At 55.2% G+C, this 18,362-nt stretch carries 15 protein-coding genes; 5 read left to right on the top strand and 10 right to left on the bottom strand.

Annotated elements, in window-relative coordinates; translation table 11 throughout:
• Positions 1-7: 7 nt before the first annotated feature.
• Positions 8-931 carry a site-specific tyrosine recombinase XerD gene (gene xerD, locus G437_RS0104705; protein WP_316145262.1) on the bottom strand — a complete coding sequence of 308 codons (924 nt, stop codon included), beginning with the start codon at positions 929-931 and terminating at the stop codon, positions 8-10.
• A gap of 128 nt (positions 932-1,059) precedes the next feature.
• Here xerD and tkt point away from each other — a divergent pair, with 128 nt between their 5' ends.
• From tkt to pgl, 4 genes are all read left to right on the top strand, one after another.
• Entirely contained in the window at positions 1,060-3,135 is a 2,076-nt protein-coding gene (gene tkt, locus G437_RS0104710) for a transketolase (protein WP_024331429.1), read from the top strand.
• Positions 3,136-3,210: 75 nt separating this feature from the next.
• The gene (gene zwf / locus G437_RS0104715) at positions 3,211-4,731 is read left to right on the top strand and encodes a glucose-6-phosphate dehydrogenase (RefSeq protein WP_024331430.1); all 1,521 of its coding nucleotides are present in this window, start codon (positions 3,211-3,213) and stop codon (positions 4,729-4,731) included.
• Entirely contained in the window at positions 4,728-5,672 is a 945-nt protein-coding gene (locus tag G437_RS0104720; protein ID WP_024331431.1) for a glucose-6-phosphate dehydrogenase assembly protein OpcA, read from the top strand. The genes zwf and G437_RS0104720 overlap by 4 nt, the downstream gene beginning before the upstream one ends.
• The gene (pgl, locus tag G437_RS0104725) at positions 5,662-6,366 is read left to right on the top strand and encodes a 6-phosphogluconolactonase (protein WP_024331432.1); all 705 of its coding nucleotides are present in this window, start codon (positions 5,662-5,664) and stop codon (positions 6,364-6,366) included. Before G437_RS0104720 ends, pgl begins: the two co-directional genes overlap by 11 nt.
• On the opposite strand, the gene G437_RS0104730 is transcribed toward pgl, so the two are convergent.
• The 9 genes from G437_RS0104730 to uvrC form a co-directional block, all read right to left on the bottom strand.
• A complete protein-coding gene (locus G437_RS0104730) occupies positions 6,367-7,980 on the bottom strand; it encodes an inorganic phosphate transporter (protein ID WP_024331433.1) in 1,614 nt (537 codons plus the stop codon). It abuts the gene before it with no gap.
• Between the two features lie 247 nt (positions 7,981-8,227).
• Complete coding sequence (secG, locus tag G437_RS0104735; protein WP_024331434.1) at positions 8,228-8,473, bottom strand: preprotein translocase subunit SecG; 246 nt, start codon at positions 8,471-8,473, stop codon at positions 8,228-8,230.
• 85 nt (positions 8,474-8,558) lie between these two features.
• Positions 8,559-9,335, bottom strand: a complete 777-nt coding sequence (gene tpiA / locus G437_RS0104740; RefSeq protein WP_024331435.1) for a triose-phosphate isomerase — start codon at positions 9,333-9,335, stop codon at positions 8,559-8,561.
• Positions 9,336-10,529, bottom strand: coding sequence for a phosphoglycerate kinase (locus G437_RS0104745; protein ID WP_024331436.1), 1,194 nt, complete (start codon positions 10,527-10,529; stop codon positions 9,336-9,338).
• Positions 10,530-10,610: 81 nt separating this feature from the next.
• The gene (gene gap / locus G437_RS0104750; protein WP_024331437.1) at positions 10,611-11,615 is read right to left on the bottom strand and encodes a type I glyceraldehyde-3-phosphate dehydrogenase; all 1,005 of its coding nucleotides are present in this window, start codon (positions 11,613-11,615) and stop codon (positions 10,611-10,613) included.
• A 162-nt stretch (positions 11,616-11,777) separates the two neighbouring features.
• Entirely contained in the window at positions 11,778-12,758 is a 981-nt protein-coding gene (whiA, locus tag G437_RS0104755) for a DNA-binding protein WhiA (RefSeq protein WP_024331438.1), read from the bottom strand.
• A 21-nt stretch (positions 12,759-12,779) separates the two neighbouring features.
• Complete coding sequence (locus G437_RS0104760; protein WP_024331439.1) at positions 12,780-13,772, bottom strand: gluconeogenesis factor YvcK family protein; 993 nt, start codon at positions 13,770-13,772, stop codon at positions 12,780-12,782.
• 8 nt (positions 13,773-13,780) lie between these two features.
• Positions 13,781-14,719: an RNase adapter RapZ gene (gene rapZ, locus G437_RS0104765; protein WP_024331440.1), complete on the bottom strand. Its 939-nt coding sequence runs from the start codon at positions 14,717-14,719 to the stop codon at positions 13,781-13,783.
• 36 nt (positions 14,720-14,755) lie between these two features.
• Positions 14,756-16,738: an excinuclease ABC subunit UvrC gene (gene uvrC / locus G437_RS0104770; RefSeq protein WP_024331441.1), complete on the bottom strand. Its 1,983-nt coding sequence runs from the start codon at positions 16,736-16,738 to the stop codon at positions 14,756-14,758.
• A gap of 112 nt (positions 16,739-16,850) precedes the next feature.
• Here uvrC and G437_RS0104775 point away from each other — a divergent pair, with 112 nt between their 5' ends.
• Positions 16,851-18,350: a L,D-transpeptidase gene (locus G437_RS0104775; protein WP_024331442.1), complete on the top strand. Its 1,500-nt coding sequence runs from the start codon at positions 16,851-16,853 to the stop codon at positions 18,348-18,350.
• Positions 18,351-18,362 lie beyond the last annotated feature (12 nt).

The raw sequence follows: 18,362 nt of genomic DNA on the forward strand, positions 1-18,362 counted from the left end.
CATACTTTTATAGCGCACGCGGGTGTGAAGAACGGTAAACCTCGCGCAATGTTTGGGCCGTCACCTTGGTATAAATCTGGGTGGTTGTTACCGAAGCATGCCCGAGCAATTCTTGCACTACTCGCACGTCGGCGCCTCCCTCGAGCAGATGCGTTGCAAAAGAGTGCCGCAAAGTGTGCGGGGAAACGTGGGTGTGCAGTTTTGCCTTTGTCGCAGCATTTTGCAAAATTACCCACGCCGCCTGGCGCGTGAGCGGATTTCCTCTGCTGGAAAGAAATAGGGCGGGGCTGCCCTTGCCCTTAGCGGCGAACGCAGGACGAGCGCGCACCAGGTAAGCCTCTACTGCTTTTAGCGCGTAGTGCCCCAAGGGCACAAAGCGTTCTTTTCTGCCTTTGCCCACAACGCGCAAAGTTGAAAAGTCTTCGGTGGTATTGATGTCGTCCACTGCTAGCGAGATAGCTTCCGTTATACGCGCGCCCGTGGAGTAAAGGACCTCTAGCAGAGCCCTATCGCGCAGCGGCGTGAGTCCCTCGCCAGAGCCCGCAGCGTCTAGCAGCGTTTCTACCTCTCCAATAGTTAGTGCTTTAGGCAAGCGCTGCGGCTGCTTAGGAGTGAGTACCCCCTCCGAGAAATCAGTCGCGAGTATGCCCTCGTCGCGGGCGAACCGGGCGACCCCACGTACCGAGGCCAGCAAACGCGCCGCCGAAGAGGCCGACAAAGGTTTTCCTCCGTCCTCGCCGGAGCGGACCGCCGCAAGTAAGTCCTCTACCTTGTTAGCGTCCAGATCAGCTAGTTTCAGCGTTCCTTGCTGCGCCCAATGCGACAGTCGGGAAAGATCCCGGCGGTAAGCGGCCACGGTATTTGGCGAGGCCCCGCGTTCCACTTCCACGTGGGTCAAATAGGCAGAGATGAGCTCCTCAAGCGACATCATGGAATAACCATAATCCGCTGATGGCGGAACGCACCAAATTCATACCCCGCCTAGCGTGGGTACCATCACAATAAGTTATCCTTATCAGGGATAGTGTTAATTCTTTTTCTAAGAGAAAGCGCAGATACATGACAGTGAAGTGGGATGAACTTGACCAAAGGGCAGTTACTACAGCAAAGGTTCTCGCCGCCGACGCCGTGGAAGAAGCCGGCTCAGGCCACCCCGGTACCGCAATTTCACTTGCTCCACTCGCATATTTGCTCTACCAGCGCCACCTGAATTTCGATCCTCAGGACGAGCGGTGGCTGGGACGCGACCGCTTCATGCTCTCGATCGGGCACGCTTCACTCCTCCAATATATTCAGCTGTATTTGGCGGGCATGGATATGGAACTCGAGGATTTGAAGAAGTTCCGAAAGTTCGAGTCGAAGACTCCCGGGCATCCAGAGTATTCCCACACTAAGGGCGTGGAAATTACCACCGGCCCCCTAGGATCTGGCTTTGCTGCCGCAGTTGGTTTCGCCATGAGCCAACGGCGTACGCGTGGCATGTACGATCCCGACGCTCCTCAGGGCACTTCGCCCTTCGACCACCATATCTACACCGTTGTCGGCGAAGGCTGCCTAGAAGAAGGCATTACCTCCGAAGCGGCTTCCTTGGCGGGAACGCAGGAATTGGGCAACCTGATTGTTTTTTACGACCAGAACTTGATCTCGATTGAAGACGACACTTCTATCGCTTTTAGCGAGGACGTTCCAGCTCGTTTCAACGCCTATGGTTGGCATACACAGCAGGTCAATTTCTTGAAGGACGATGGCTCCTACAGCGAGGACATAGATGCTCTCGACGCCGCTATCGAAGAGGCTAAGAAGGTTACAGACAAGCCCTCCCTAATTTCCATTCGGACCATCATCGGCTGGCCTACCCCAGGCAAGCAGAACACAGGTACCATTCACGGCAGCGCTCTTGGCGAGGAAACTCTGAGGGCACTGAAAGAAACTCTGGGCCTGGATCCGGATAAGCACTTTGACGTCGACGAGGAGGCTGTTCGCCACGCTCGCGACAATGCTGCCTCTAGGGCCAGAAAGCTTCGGAAAGATTGGGACCAGCGCTTTGACAAGTGGCGCCAGAGCCATCCCGAACTTGCCGTGCAACTCCAGCGTACACTCGAACGCAAGCTGCCCGAGGGACTCCAGGACAAACTGCCCACCTTTGAAGAGGGCAAATCCTTGGCAACTAGGGCTGCCTCTGGCAAGGTTATAAACGCGCTGGCCCCGCACGTGCCAGAGCTTTGGGGCGGTTCTGCTGATCTGGCCGGATCTAATAAAACCATGATGGAAGGGGAACCTTCGTTCTTCCCCCAGGAGCGCTCGTCAGCAAAATTCAAGGGCAACAAATACGGGCGCAATCTGCACTTCGGGATTCGTGAGCATGGCATGGCAGGCATCCTCAACGGCATTGCTGCCGACGAGCTAACTCGCCCCTACGGGGGGACTTTTTTCGTGTTCGCCGACTATATGCGCGGGGCAGTACGCCTGGCCGCACTCATGAATCTGCCTGTGACCTACGTTTGGACCCACGATTCCATTGGTGTTGGCGAAGACGGGCCCACTCACCAGCCTGTTGAACACCTCGCCGCCTACCGGGCTATTCCGAATCTTTCGGTAGTGCGCCCAATGGATGGGCCGGAAACAGCTCAAGCCTGGCTCGAGGTATTGCGCCGCGATAGCCCTGCAGGCATCGTCCTTACTCGCCAGGGGTTGCCCACCTTGCACCGTGGCAAGGATGGCCTGGCAGGCGCCGAGGGCGTAGCTAAGGGGGCCTACATTCTGAAAGATTGTGAGGGCACTCCCGACGTGATTTTGCTTGCTTCCGGTTCCGAGGTACACCTGGCGGTCGAGGCAGGAGAAAAATTAGCAGCGGAGGGCACCCACGCTCGGGTGGTATCCGTCCCCTGCATGGAATGGTTCGATCAGCAGGACTCCGACTACAAAGAGAAGGTCTTGCCCAAGGAGGTAACGGCCAGGGTTTCCGTCGAGGCAGGACTAGCTACGCCGTGGTATAAGTACCTCGGTTGCAGGGGAAAGGCTTTGGCAATGGCTTCGTTCGGGCTGCCGGGGGCGGCTGCCGAGCTATTTGAACACTTCGGTTTTACTGCCGACGCGGTTGTGGCGAAAGCCAAAGAAGTTCTGTCCAGCAAGTAGTCTAAATACAAAACCCAATGGTGGGTGTGGGATCATGATCCCCGCCCACCTTTTACTTTGCAGAAAGGAGCCCGCGTGAGCGCGCAAACCCTTTACGATCCACGCGACCGGAGGCTGCCTATAGTTGCCCCTCCGTGCGGCCTGGTGATTTTCGGGGTCACAGGGGATCTGGCAAGAAAAAAATTGATGCCTGCTATTTACGATCTTGCCAATCGCGGGCTTTTGCACCCGGCATTTGCTTTTACTGGTTTTGCCCGTCGAGACTGGGACCGAAGCACTTTCGAGGATTTTGTGCGCTCCAGTATCGAAAAGTATGCCCGCACTGATTTTAACGAGCGTACGTGGAAAACGCTTTCCCAGGGAATCCGCTTTGTTGGGGGAACTTTCGACGACGCGCAAGCCTACCAAAAGCTGCGTCGCACTGTTGAGGAACTGGACGAGAATCGCGGTACCGGCGGCAATCATGCATTTTATCTTTCGGTCCCGCCAAAGTATTTTGGGATGGTCTGTAACAACCTAGCTAATACTGGACTAACGAAGAAAGCCCCAGGGCAGTTTCGCCGAGTGATCATTGAAAAGCCTTTTGGCCACGACCTGGATTCGGCGAAAAAACTAGCTCACCAGCTCACTTCCCTGGTTGACGAGGGCGACATTTTCCGAATCGACCACTATCTAGGTAAGGAAACTGTGCAGAATTTGCTCGCTACACGGTTTGCCAACACCATGTTCGAGCCTATTTGGAATGCGAACTATGTCGATCACGTTCAGATCACCATGGCCGAAGATATTGGTATTGGCTCCCGAGCCGGCTACTACGATGGGATTGGGGCAGCGCGCGACGTTATGCAAAACCATCTGTTGCAGCTGCTAGCGCTTACAGCTATGGAAGAACCTTCTACCTTTGACCCGGAGGATTTGCGCATCGAGAAGGAAAAGGTCCTTTCTGCGGTGCATATTCCTACCGATCTAGCTACTAGCACCTCCCGCGGTCAATACACCGGAGGCTGGCAGGGGGGAGTAAAAGTTGCAGGGTATTTGCAAGAGGATAATATTCCTGCGGACTCAACCACCGACACATTCGCTGCTATCACCTTAAAAATCGCAAATCGGCGCTGGGCAGGGGTACCTTTCTATCTGCGCACAGGCAAACGCCTAGGAAAGCGGGTTACCGAGATAGCGGTGGTATTTAAGAGGGCGGCGCACATGCCTTTCGACAACGTTTCTACTTCCGAACTTGGGCAGAATGCGCTGGTCATACGAGTACAACCAGACGAAGGTATGACTATACGCTTTGGCGCTAAGGTTCCCGGGGCAGGCATGCAAGTCCGCGACGTAACTATGGATTTCGGCTACGGGCATGCTTTTACCGAAGATTCTCCGGAAGCCTACGAAAAGCTCATCAAAGACGCACTTACTGGGGACGCGCCGCTCTTCCCCCGTCAACGCGAAGTGGAACTGTCGTGGAAAATATTGGATCCGATACTTGATTTCTGGGCAGAAAATGGAAGACCAGATCTATATGCTCCTGGTACTTGGGGACCTGATTCCGCCCATCAAATGTTAGGACGAACCGGTAGAGCTTGGAGGATCCCGTGATTCAGACCTTGAAAGGCACCAGTGGCTCCGAGGTAGCCGCAATTTTGAACAGAGAGCGCTCCGAACAGGGGGCCGGCGCCCTCGGACGTGTGCTGACATTGATAATCTGTGTTCCCACTGTTGCAGACGTGGATCGGGCTATCGAGATCTCGGATGCCGCCTCCAAGGAGCACCCTTGCCGGGTGCTTATCGTGGTTGAGGACGCAGAAGAAACCCAATCTGCGACGCTCAATGCACAGATTCGCGTTGGCGGACAGGCGGGCGCTTCCGAGGTAGTGGTACTCGAGCCGCTTGGGGAAACAGCCCAGAGTCTCGATACGCTGGTCAACCCGCTCTTGCTGTCGGACGTCCCGATTGTGGTGTATTGGCCGTTACACCCACCTACAAATCCGGCTGGCCATCCCCTGGGCAAGCTCGCTACAAAACGGCTCACTGACGCACGGCAGACCCCAGATCCCATGAAAACTCTAGCTAAACTCGCCAGGAACTACACAGACGGGGACGGCGATCTCTCTTGGTCTGCTAATACACTTTGGCGAGGAGTACTTGCGGCAACTGTCGACGAAGCTCGTACGAACAGAATTGTTCGCGCCCGTGTTAGGGGCAACCTTGCCCACCCCTCCCCTAACTTGATCGCAGCTTGGCTCGCCTGGAAGCTTGAGATTGAGGTCACGGTGTGCCAAGACGATAGCGCGAAGACAGTCACTGGGATTTTCTTTACCGACGATACCGGTGAAGAGGTATCGTTGACTCGTCGCGAGGGCTCCGATGTGGCGCATCTACACAGGCCTGGCCTGTCTACAACATTTGTCAATTTGGCCAGGCGGGAGCTCAAGGATTGTCTAATGGAAGACCTTCGTCGCCTAGATCCTGACCCAATCTATGAAATAGTTATTACGGAAGGGCTGGCAAAGTTGAAAGAAGATTCTAGTGCCAAGTAAAACCATTGTTTATGCGACTCGAAATATCTTGGCGCGGGCTAGTGCCGCCCGTATAGTTTTAGCCCTGTCTGACTTACTCGCCTCTAAAGAGGCCGTACACGTGGGGATTGCGGGTGGGTTCGTCTCGAACCACGTGCTCAAAGAGGTAGCAAGATTCCCCCTGAGCGCAGATTTAGATTGGTCGGGCTTGCACGTGTGGTGGGTGGACGAGCGCTTTGTAGGTTCTGACCGGAGCGAGCGCAATGACGCACAGGCACTTGCTGCCTTGGACGGAATTTGGGATTCAGCTCATTTCCATCGCATTGGGTCCGCGAACGATTTTTCCACCGCTACCGAAGCCGCTAAGGCGTATCAGGCAGAGTTGGAGGCTGAGTTAACACCAAGTTTCGATTTGGCCATTTTAGGAATGGGACCAGACGGACACGTGGCCTCTATTTTTCCGTCCCGGCCTGCCGGCGAGCAAAGCGCCTATGCTGTCTTTGACAGCCCCAAGCCTCCTGCGATTCGGGTGACTGTTTCTATGGGGCTGCTAAGAGCGTGCAAGAAACGCTTCATCATTTTGTCCGGAGAGGAAAAATCTACAGCCTTTGCAAAGGCGATTGCTGCGGGAATAAGTAGCGAGAAATGTCCGGCAGCGGCGCTAAATATGTCCGGAACCTATTGGCTAACAGACCTCGCCGCTGCCGGAAACTGACTAAAAGACTGCGCGCAAAATTGCGACAGTCACGGCTCCTACCACTGCTGCCGCCGGCAGAGTAATAACCCAGGCAGTAGCAATCGGTTTCATCAATTTCCAGTTCGCTGCTCTGTTTACAATGCCTACCCCCAGGACCGCCCCGATCAAAATGTGCGTGGACGATACCGGCAAACCCAACAAGGATGCTCCCATTACTACTGCTGCCGCGGAAAGTTCAGCTGCAAAGCCTGAGGCCGGGTGGATCTCGGTAAGGCCCGTACCCACCGTGTGAATAACCGTTCTGCCTATAAACCACAGCCCGGCGATGAGTGCTACGCCGAAAGCTACCATGACGGCGGCTGGGACGGTTGCCTCATTGCCGATCTTGTGGGTGCGCAATACGTCCAGTACGGCCGCAAAAGGCCCCACTGCGTTTGCAATGTCGTTAGATCCGTGAGAGAAGGCAAACGCGGAGGCAGTAAACACCTGCATCCACGAAAAAAGTAGAAATGTAGATTTTTCAAGGTCGTAGTTCTTCAACTGTTTAGCGAAGATAAATACTGCCATCCAGACTGCTGCCCCAACCATTGCCATAATTAGGTACGAACCTAGCGAATCAATGTTGATATCAAGGTTGGAGAGCCCTTTGAACAGCAACATTGCAGTTATAATCATGGCGCCTATTGCTGCTAGGAGCGGCACCCACACGTCTAGGGCGCGGTGAGCCTTCACGTTTTCGGTCTGCTCTTGAATACGGTGGAGCTGCCTGTAGTAGTCGGTCTCAATTTCGTCTGAATCAAAGTGGTCTTGCGAGGTAGTAAACGCATCACGCACCATTGCGTTTGTGTATGCGAGCTGTTGAATCTCGTTTAGCTTGCCGAAGGCATCCTTTTGTTTATTCTTAAGCTCCATGCGTTGCTTCTTGATTTCACGCAATTGTTTGTCTGCTTCTTCGTTGTAGACCAAGATATTATCTTTGATCGCCTTAAACAGGAAGTAGGCTACGACTCCCCCTAAGGCCGGCGACAGGACCCAGGAGATTGCGATCTTGCCGATCTCTTTCCACTGGACCATGTCAAAGCCACCGGTGTGGGTTATGAATCCTACAGTTACCGCGGCCCCTACTATGCCGCCCACAATCGAATGGGTGGTCGATACAGGCCATCCCATGCGTGTGGCAACTAACAGCCAAACTGCGGCGCCAAGTAAGGCCGCCATCATGATGTAGACAAAATCGCTTGGAGAGCCGCTTATCGAATCTAAGTCTACGATTCCTGAGCGCACAGTTTCAGTAACGTTACCACCTGCTATTACAGCTCCGGAGACTTCAAAGACCGCGGCTACTACGAGGGCCTGTTTCATTGAAAGCGTGCCCGCCCCTACAGAAGTACCGAACGAGTTCGCCACGTCGTTTCCACCTATGTTGAAGGCCATAAAGACACCGAACAACACAGTTAAGATGAGAACGATATTATTAGCCGAGTCTGAGACGTACCCTATTGCCCACAAAACGAAGGCAATGACGGTGCCAACTAGCAAAATTCCAAAAAACAGATGCCAGTTCCTGTCTGATTTGCCTTCGGCGGACAAATACGTGGTACTACCTTGTTCCTTGGCATCCTGTTTTGCCATGGGGACCAACTTTCCACTTAGTCTTTTTAGTAAAAACCTAGCCCCCGCGAGTTACTAGTAGGTAAACTCTCCCCTAATTCTTACGTGTAAGCTCCTCCAGGGAATATGGCATAGTAGGCGTATTTTTGGGCAGGACGGAGTATCCGCAGCTCATCTGCACCGAACGCATTTTTAGATCGCGCCCGGCTGTTAGAAAAAATCCTTAAACAAAAAGGCGGGCGCCTAGCGCCCGCCTTTTGAGCAATGCTTAGGATTGGACCTTGGTGATGATACCTAAGATCACTATCACCACAGTCCAGATTAGTGCTATCGCGATAGTGATGCGATTGAGGTTGCGCTCAGCGACGCCCGAAGAGGCAACCGAGGAACTGAAACCGCCACCAAACATATCGGATAGGCCGCCACCCTTACCTTTGTGCATAAGAATGGTAAGGATGAGCAAGAGGGACGTTATTACCAATAGGACTTGGCAAATAATCTGGATAACGTGCACTCTAACCTCCGCTATTTATAAGGTCTAACTTGGCAATACTAACGCAGTTTGGCCCGCAGGGCGAACCCGCGGGCCAAAACCACATTTAGGCGTTGAAACGCACAATCTTGCCGAACTCCTCGGCTTTCAAGGACGCGCCGCCCACCAGAGCTCCGTCGACATCTTCTTTGGCCATAATATCTGCCACGTTTGCGGACTTAACCGAGCCGCCGTAGAGGACGCGTACCTGGTTAGCAACGTCAGCCGAGTACAGCTCGGCAAGGTGGGAACGAATTGCTCCGCATACTTCCTGAGCATCCTCCGGAGTGGCAACCTCGCCGGTGCCAATTGCCCAGATAGGTTCGTACGCTACGACGCATTTGACGGCTTCCTCAGCCGAAATGTCTTTGAAGGCGCCGTCGATTTGCCCGAGGACGTGAGCTACCTGCTCGCCAGCCTTACGCACCTCAAGTGCCTCACCGCAGCAGATAATTGGGGTCAGTCCGGCAGCAAGGGCCTTGCGTGCCTTAGCGTTTACCACTTCGTCGGTCTCGTTGTGGTATTCACGACGTTCGGAGTGCCCGACCACCACATAGGTACATCCCAGTTTTGTTAGCATCGCAGTGGATACCTCGCCGGTGTAGGCACCGTTGTCGTGTACCGACACATCCTGGGCGCCGTAGGCTATCGGCAGCTCGTCGGAGTCCACCAGTGTCTGGATCGAACGGATGTCTGTGAACGGGGGAATTACCACCACGTCCACGCTCCCCTTCTCAAATTTGTTGTCTTGCAGGTCTAGAGCAAGGCCTTGGACCAAGTGGATTGCCTCCAGATGATCCATGTTCATCTTCCAGTTTCCTGCCATTAGCGGTGTGCGTGCCATTTACTTTTCCTCCAATACTTCGATGCCCGGCAGCGTCTTTCCTTCTAGGAGCTCAAGTGAGGCCCCACCGCCGGTAGAAATGTGCGAGAACGAATCTTCGTTGTAGCCGAGCCCTCTAACTGCAGAAGCGCTGTCGCCCCCGCCGATAACAGTGAACGCTTCAGATTCACTCATGGCCTTCGCCACGGCCTCGGTGCCCTTAGCAAAGGCGTCAAACTCGAATACCCCCATAGGCCCATTCCAGACAACCGTCTTAGATTCGGCGATCTTCGCCGCAAAGGCTTCGGCTGTCTTAGGTCCGATGTCTAGGCCCATCTGGTCGTCGGGGATTTCCTCCGCTGCCACCACTGAAGCCGGTGCGTCCGCGGCGAATTCCGGAGCCACCACGCTATCGAGCGGAACAAGTAGTTCTACGCCCTTCTGCTTAGCTTCTTCTAGGTATTCCTTGACGGTTTCGAGCTGATCCTCCTCGAGAAGGGATTTACCAACCTCGTACCCTTTGGCCTTCAAGAAGGTGTAGCCCATACCGCCTCCGATCAGCAAAGTGTCCGCCTTGGACAACAGATTTGCTATGACTCCAAGTTTGTCCGAAACTTTAGAGCCGCCAAGAACAACGGTGTAAGGGCGAGCCGGATCCTGGGTGGCCTTTGAAAGCGAGTCAATTTCTTTAACTACGAGCAATCCGGCAGCTGCCGGCAGCTTCTTGGCAACGTCGTAAACGCTAGCCTGCTTGCGGTGAACTACCCCAAAGCCGTCCGAAACAAAGACGTCGGCAAGTTCCGCCATCTCGGAGGCAAACGCCTCACGTTCAGCCTCATCCTTCGAGGTTTCTCGAGGGTCAAAACGCACGTTCTGCAGCAATGCGATCTGGCCGTCTTCAAGTTCGGAGGTAACTTTCTTAGCAGATTCTCCGGTAGTGTCCTCGGCCAAAGTTACCTTTGCGTCGATTAGTTCGCCCAAACGCTCAGCAACAGGAGCTAGCGAGAACTCCGGCTTAACCTGGCCCTTGGGGCGGCCAAGGTGGGCCATTACAATAACCTTTGCCCCCGCGCCGACAAGTTTCTTCAGAGTTGGAAGAGCAGCACGGATACGGCCGTCGTCAGTGATTTTCCCGTCTTGCAAAGGCACGTTGAAGTCAGAGCGCACCAGTACGCGTTTGCCCTTTAGATCACCGAGAGATTCGATAGTTTTCAACATATTGTCCCCTAACACATTTTTACGAACAACGCCCGCGCACCCTTACGGATACGCGGGCGTCACTCATTTGCTAAAGTCTCAGAGCTTCTGGCCGACTAGCACGGCAAGATCGACGAGGCGGTTGGAGTAGCCCCATTCGTTGTCGTACCAAGAGACGACCTTGACCTGGTCGCCAATGACCTTGGTGAGCGGAGCATCGAAGATCGAAGAGTGCGGGTCGGTCACGATGTCAGTGGAGACGAGTGCACCATCCGAATAGGCGAGAACACCCTTGAGGGCACCTTCAGAGGCTTCCTTGACCGCAGCATTGACCTCGTCGATGGAGGTTTCCTTCGAGGCAGTGAAGGTCAGGTCGGTCAGAGATCCGGTAGGAACAGGCACGCGCACTGCGTAGCCGTCGAGCTTGCCCTTCAGCTCCGGCAGAACCAGGGCCACAGCCTTTGCCGCACCGGTGGTGGTGGGGACGATGTTCAAGGCAGCGGCACGGGCGCGACGCAGATCCTTGTGAGGAGCGTCGTGCAGGCGCTGGTCACCGGTGTAGGCGTGAATGGTGGTCATGAGGCCGCGCTCAATGCCAATCGAATCGTTCAGGGCCTTAGCCAGCGGAGCCAAGCAGTTAGTGGTGCACGAAGCATTCGAAATAATGTTGTGCTTTTCCGGATCGTACTGGTCAGAGTTGACACCAATTACGAAAGTCCCGTCGATGTTCTTGCCGGGGGCAGAAATCAGGACCTTCTTGGCACCACCGTCAATGTGGGCCTTAGCAGCTTCACCATCGGTGAAGAAGCCGGTGGACTCGATTACGATGTCGGCGCCCAGCTCACCCCACTTGATGTTCTTGGGGTCGCGCTCTGCCAGTGCAACGATGCGCTTGCCACCAACAGTGATGGACTCGTCGTCGTAAGTTACCTCGGAATCGAGGTGCCCAAGAATGGAGTCCCATTCGAGCAGGTGTGCGAGAGTCTTATTGTCAGTAAGGTCATTGACTGCAACGATCTCAAGATCGGCGCCCTGCTTCAGGGCGGCGCGGAAGAAGTTACGGCCGATGCGGCCGAAGCCGTTGATTCCGACGCGAGTGGTCACTATGTCCTCCTGGTCTCGCTGCAAACACAGCGATAGTCATGTTTTCAGAAAGGGGAATCTCCCCAAATTCGTCCGCTTAGCGGTCGACACCTCTTAAATTACACGGAAATCACATATCTAGCTCGGGTCAAAGGTCCAAAAATCTCGAATAATCAGACTTTTTTATCCGTCTAGCATTTCTGGGGTAAGGGCACTCTCGGTTCCTGCGATTCCAAGTTCCATCGCCTTTTTGTCTGCCATTGCAAGTAAACGGCGGATTCTGCCTGCTACCGCATCTTTGGTAAGAGGAGGATCCGCCTGCTGGCCTAGCTCCTCCAAAGAGGCACCCTTATATTTCACTCTCAGCTGACCTGCTTGAACCAGATGGGGCGGGATGTCGGCACCTAAAATTTCGAAAGCCTTCTCGACTCGAGCGGCAGAAGCTACGGCTGCTCTGGCGGACCTGCGCAAGTTGGCGTCGTCAAAATTAGCCAGTCTATTCACTGAACCACGCATCTCGCGCTTTTGCCGGCGTTCCTGCCAAGTGGCAACTGTAGTTACCGATCCCATCATCTTCGCAATACGCTGAATGTGGTCTCCATCGCGAATTACCACCCTGTCCACATTGCGCACCTCACGTGTCTTCGCAGTGATCCCCAGACGCCTTGCGCAACCGGTTAGGGCCAAGCCTGCCTCGGGCCCCGGGCAGGTAATTTCGAGGGCGGAGGAACGGCCCGGTTCCGTAAGCGAGCCGCGTGCCATAAAGGCCGCCCTCCAAACGGCGAGCGCCTGCTCCTTAGCACCGGATACCAGCGCTGCGGGCAACCCCCGCACCGGGCGCCCTCGCCTATCGATAAGACCCGTAAGCCGCGCCAATCTCTCGGCCCCGGCCACCACCCGGATGACATAGCGCCCCTCGCGCCGAAGCCCCCCGCCAGAGACGACGATTACCTGCGAATCGATATTGTAAAGCTCGTCCAAGAGAGCAGTAGTTCGCTCCATTACTTCTTCGGAATCGACCTCGGCCTCAATAACGATACGCCTCGAAACTAGGTGCAGCCCTCCGGCGAACCGAAGCATGGCAGCAAGTTCCGCATGTTTTTCTGCAGGAGTGTCGAGGACGACCTTTGCCAGCTCGGACTTCATGTCACTAGTCAACGACATTAACTGCTCAACTTTCGTGAATTACTCAGTGTCTCCGACGTCTCCGAAAAAACCTTCGAAGGCGTCCCGCAACGCGGCAGCAAGTCGCAGTGGATCGTGATAGGGCAAATGTCCGGGACCCATCGAAACTTGCCGAAGAAGTATTTTCGCCCCGAGTTCTTTAGCAGCTGCTTCCGCAGCCGAATAGTCCTCGAGGGTGGACGGATCTATTACTACCACATCGAAGGTGAGCTCTTTTGAAAACTCTCGAACCACATTCAGATGATCGGCGATGGTCATCGAAGAGGTTTCGGTGCCATCGGGGGCAAGGTTCACCACTAAAGCCTTATGTGCTTGAGAGCGGGCAAGCGCCTGCTCGATTTCGGGAAGCATCAGGTGCGGCAACACAGAGGTATACCAAGATCCAGGCCCCATCACGATCCAGTCAGCCTGATCAATTGCCTGTAAGACTTCCGGACGCACCGGCGGGTCATCGGGAACTAACCTTATCGATTTGATCTGGCCGTCGGTCTTCGCCACTTTGGACTGGCCCACCACAGTTTTTATCTGTCCTGCAAAATCTACCTGCGCCTCGATCACTAGGGGAACCGCAGCCATGGGCAAAACGCGGCCCTCACAGTGCAGGAGTTTTGCCACCCAATCCAATCCTGCGACCTCGTCCTTCAGTAGGTCCCAAAGGGTGGTGATAAGCAGGTTGCCCATCGCGTGGTTGTCCAGCGGGCCGTCGGTATGGAAACGGTGTTGCAGAGCATCACGCCAGGTGAGTCCCCACTCGGAGTCGTCGCAGAGGGCGGAAAGCGCCATGCGCAAATCCCCGGGAGGAAGCACATCTAACTCTTGGCGCAACCGACCGGACGAACCGCCGTCGTCGGCAACCGTAACCACTGCCGTGATCTGTTTGGACAGGTGGCGCAACGCCCTCAAAGTAGCCGAGAGGCCGTGTCCACCCCCAAAGGCCACAACTTTTGGCCCATATTCACCACGCGTGGCCCAACCTTGGTTGTCGTATAGCATCTTCTAAGCTAATCACGCCCCATGTCGCGATGCAGCGTTTTTACAGGAAATCCCAGGTCGCGGAATTTACTTGAGATATGTTCTGCAATCGCCACTGAGCGGTGCCTGCCGCCCGTACAACCAACTGCGATGGTGACAAACGGTTTCAACTCGGACAGGTAACCCTTTAGCATCGGAGCCATCAAATCCACGTAGCCGTCGGCAAATTGGAGCGCACCCGGCTGCTCTAGCACATACTTAGCTACAGGTTCGTCTTGGCCCGTGAGATTGCGCAGTTCGCTCACCCAATAGGGATTCGCCAAGAATCTAACATCAACCACATGGTCAGCGTCGAGAGGCAGGCCATGTTTGAAACCAAAGGACATGACCGTCAGGTTCAAAGGCCTCTGGCTAGCCCCACCTATTACGTCGCGCATATGCCGCGCCAGATCGTGTACCGAAAGTCCAGATGTATCAATCACCGCGTCCGAGCGGTCCCTAACTCCCTTCAGTAGCTCGCGTTCAGCTTGAATGCCGTCCAGCAAGCGTCCGTCCCCCTGGAGCGGGTGGGGCCTGCGCACCTGCTCGTAACGGCGGACCAAACACTGGTCGGAGGCTTCCAGGTAGACGATCTGGTACTGGATCCCCTCGCGCGAAAGAGTGTCGAGCATAGAGAGAAATTCTTGGAAGAACCGGCCCGAGCGCACGTCCACCACAGCGGCTAATATATGTACGCCGCCTCCAGCCGGGGTCATCATATGGGCAAAAGCCGGCAGCATCTGCGGAGGCAAATTGTCCACCACATACCAATCCAGGTCCTCTAAGGCGTTCGCCACCCGGGACCGGCCCGCCCCTGAAAGTCCGGTAATAATTAGGATTTCGGGCACTTGCCGCGCCCTGTGTTCAGTAGCTTCGTCGAGTTCTGGGATTCCCGCAGGTACAGTGCTCGCTTTAGGTTCTTGCTCCATACTTATAGTTTGCCCCACCCAGACGGCGAATGGGGTTTACCTGGCTAACTTTTCACTAATCTTGCTCGCAAGTGCCGGCCCTATGCCCTCGACCTCGGACAGTTCCTCCGGGGTAGCCGCACGTATCCTAGCTACCGAACCGAAGTGCTTCAGAAGCGCCTTCTGGCGAGCCGGACCCAACCCCTCAATCTTGTCCAGTACGGAGCGTGTCATAGCCTTGCCGCGTTTCTTGCGGTGGTAGGTGATGGCAAAGCGGTGAGATTCGTCGCGCAAATACTGCAGCATAAACAAGGCAGGGGAAGTGCGTGGCAAGATCACGGGCAAATCTTCCCCTGGAATCCAGATCTCTTCCAGTCGCTTAGCTAGGCCTACAACCGGAATATCGGCACCCATATCCGCCACAACTCGGGCGGCGGCGTTTACCTGTGGTAGGCCCCCATCAACCACCAGCAAATCAGGCCTGTAGCTAAAGCGGCGCGGCGAGCCCTCTTCGTCCAACGGACCTACTTCAAACGGAATGCCGTCTTCGTCCTCACCTTCTATTCCCTTCTCTTCTGCCTGCAGGCGCGCCAGGCGCCGGGTGAGTACCTCGGCCATTGCAGCTGTGTCGTCGCTAGCTCCCTCCCCGTGTTTGCCTCGGATCGCAAAATGGCGATAGGCAGATTTCCTGGGAGCGCCATCTTCGAACACGACCATCGAGGCGACCTGATTGGTGCCAGAGATATGTGAAATATCGAAGCCTTCAATACGCAAAGGAGCAGTGTCCAGCTCTAACGCATCGGCTAGCTCTTCGAGGGCCTTGGAACGCTCAGTCAAATCGCCCGAACGCCGCAACAGGTGCAATCTAAGTTCGTCTTTGGCGTTCTTTTCCACGGTTTCAGCCAAAGCCTTCTTATCTCCTCGCTGAACCTGACGGAGCCTTACCGGACCCCCGCGTTTTTGGGCTAGCCACTTAGTTACAGTTTCGCTGTCGGCCGGCAGAGCAGGCACCCAAATTTCGCGCGGCATAGCTGAGGTGGGTGTGTGCACGCGATCGTCAACGCTCTTCCCAACATCCCGTTGGGTAGGAGTATCCGACGGCTGATAGTCGCCGTAGACCTGCTCCAAGAGCTTTTCAATTAACTCCGACTCGGTTTCCTGGTAGGCCCTTTCTATAACCCAACCGCGTTCCCCGCGAATACGCCCGCCGCGCACCATAAACACCTGCACAGAGGCCACTAGTTCGGAGGTGGCCAGCCCGAAGATGTCTGCGTCGGTGCCATCTTCAAGCACTACAGTATTCTTCTCGAGTACCGTTTTGGCAGCTTTTAATGTGTCCCGCAGCGAAGCAGCCCGCTCATATTCTTGCCGCTGGGCAGCGTCCTTCATCTGGGCTGTGAGTTGGCGGATAAGTGGGCCAGTTTTCCCCGCCATAAAATCACATAATTGGACTGCTAACTGACGGTGGTCTTCCTGACTGATCCTTCCCACGCAGGGGGCTGAACAGCGGTCTATGTATCCCAGTAGGCAGGGACGTCCCTGGGCCTTAGCACGATTGAAGACCCCGTTGGTACAGGTCCTCACTGGAAACGGCCGTTGCAACAATTCGAGTGTCTCGCGTATAGCCCACACCTTCGTGTACGGGCCAAAGTAGCGGTTTCCTTTTTTGTGCTTGGCCCGAGTGACCTCCACCCTAGGGAAAGGCTCGCTCATGGTGACAGCCAGGTAGGGATACGACTTATCGTCGCGATACATGACGTTGTAACGCGGCTCGAATTCCTTGATCCACGCGTATTCGAGGGAAAGAGATTCTACTTCCGTGCCCACTACCACCCAGCGCACCTGCGAGGCAGAGCGAACCATTTGCGCTATGCGCGGATTCAAGCTAGCAGGATCTTGGAAATAGTTCGCGAGGCGCGCGCGCAGATTCTTTGCCTTCCCCACATACAAGACGCGCCCATGTGAATCTATAAAGCGATAAACACCGGGGTCGGTGGGAATCTCGCCGGGGGCAGGCCTGTACGATGCTGGATCAGTCACCTCGCCAGTCTATGGCAGCAGGCCGGAGGAGCCGAATAAGGCTAGCACTTGTGCGGCAAATCTCCGGGTCAGAGGGTTGCTAGCAGAGCTAGTACCGGTACCATATGTGATGATGAGTACCCAAAATCCGCTTTCTAATTCCGCCGCCGGAAACGCCTTCGCACCTGCTCCGGGCCCGACGGTTTCCCCCGACTCAAGTTCTTCCAAGAAAAAATGGGTTGTGGCGGCTGTCTTGGGCGGCCTGCTAGTCCTGCTTGCCGCCGCAATCGCTGGCTACGGCTTTTATTTTAAGGACAGGGCACTGCCCGGAACCACGGTTGCCGGTAAGCCGGTCACCGCTATGAAGGCTTCCCAGATCGAGCAACAGGTTGCCCAAAATGCCTCCCAGCTAGCGGTGCGCATCAGCGGGGATGCTACTAAGACCGCTCCCCTGTCGGAGCTTGGGTACGCGGTAGATTCCAAAAAGACTGCCGAGCGCGCTTTAGCCTCTTCCCATAGTTTTGGCCAACGCCTAAAAGGATTGTTTTCTCCCGCACAGGTCAGGCCCGCATTTTCGCAAACCCCCGGTAAGGTTGGCGAGTTCGCTTCCCACTTACTAGGAGGCAAGGACAACACCCCGGTGAACGCCAAAGTTGTACTTGCCGAGGACGGATCTGCGTTCCGGCTACAGTCAGGCAAGCCGGGGCGCGGCATCAACCCCGACCAAATAGACGCTGCCGCCCAAAAGGCGATAAACACACTCACCAGTCAGTCGATCACTGTAAAAGCAGTGAGGTCGGAACCGACGATTACCGACGAACAGGCCAAGGGCTTTTTGGATAGGGCAAATAAGCTTGCGCGCACTCCATTTACCATCACTTACGAGGGCGAAACTTACGAGCCAAGCGCGCAGAAGAAACGCGCTTGGGTAGACTTTGCCGAAAACGGATCTGGCAAACAACAGGCTCCCAAGATGAATGGCGAGCGCGTCAAAGAGTGGGTGTCAAAACTTGCTGGGCAGGTGAGCAAAGCCCCTCAAAATGGTCTAAAAAACGTTGATTCGACTGGCAAAACTCTGGCCACTGTCCGCGAACCGCAGGACGGCTATGCGATCGACAACGCTGAAGAACTTGCCAAGTCCGGTACTGACTCACTTAACGCGGGTAAGGACTACACTGGCAAATTTACTTCTAAGCCTAAAAAGGCCGAATGGGACACCCGCACTATTGCCAAAGGGGCCGAAAAGCTAGCCTACCCTGCCACGGAGGGCGAAAAGTGGATTGACATCAATCTTTCAAATCACACTGTCTCAGCTTATGTGGGCGCCCAAATGATTCGCGGCCCTGAATACATGGTAGATGGCATGCCCGGTTACGAGACAGTGCAGGGCATCTTCAAGATTCAACGCAAGTATCGCTACGACGACATGCGCGGGGAAGACTATTTCACCCCTGACGTGCCTTACGCCATGTATTTCTCGGGAGGATATGCTCTGCATGGCGCTCCTTGGCGTTCCACCTTCGGTTACGCCGGCCCTTCGGGTTCGCACGGCTGTGTGAATTTGCCAGTGTCGCTGGCCGGCTGGTATTTCGAGTGGGCGCCGGTGGGTACAACCACGGTGGTTCACTACTAATTTCGAAAATAT

The sequence above is a fragment of the Winkia neuii subsp. neuii DSM 8576 genome (assembly GCF_000420405.1).
GTDB lineage: Bacteria > Actinomycetota > Actinomycetes > Actinomycetales > Actinomycetaceae > Winkia > Winkia neuii.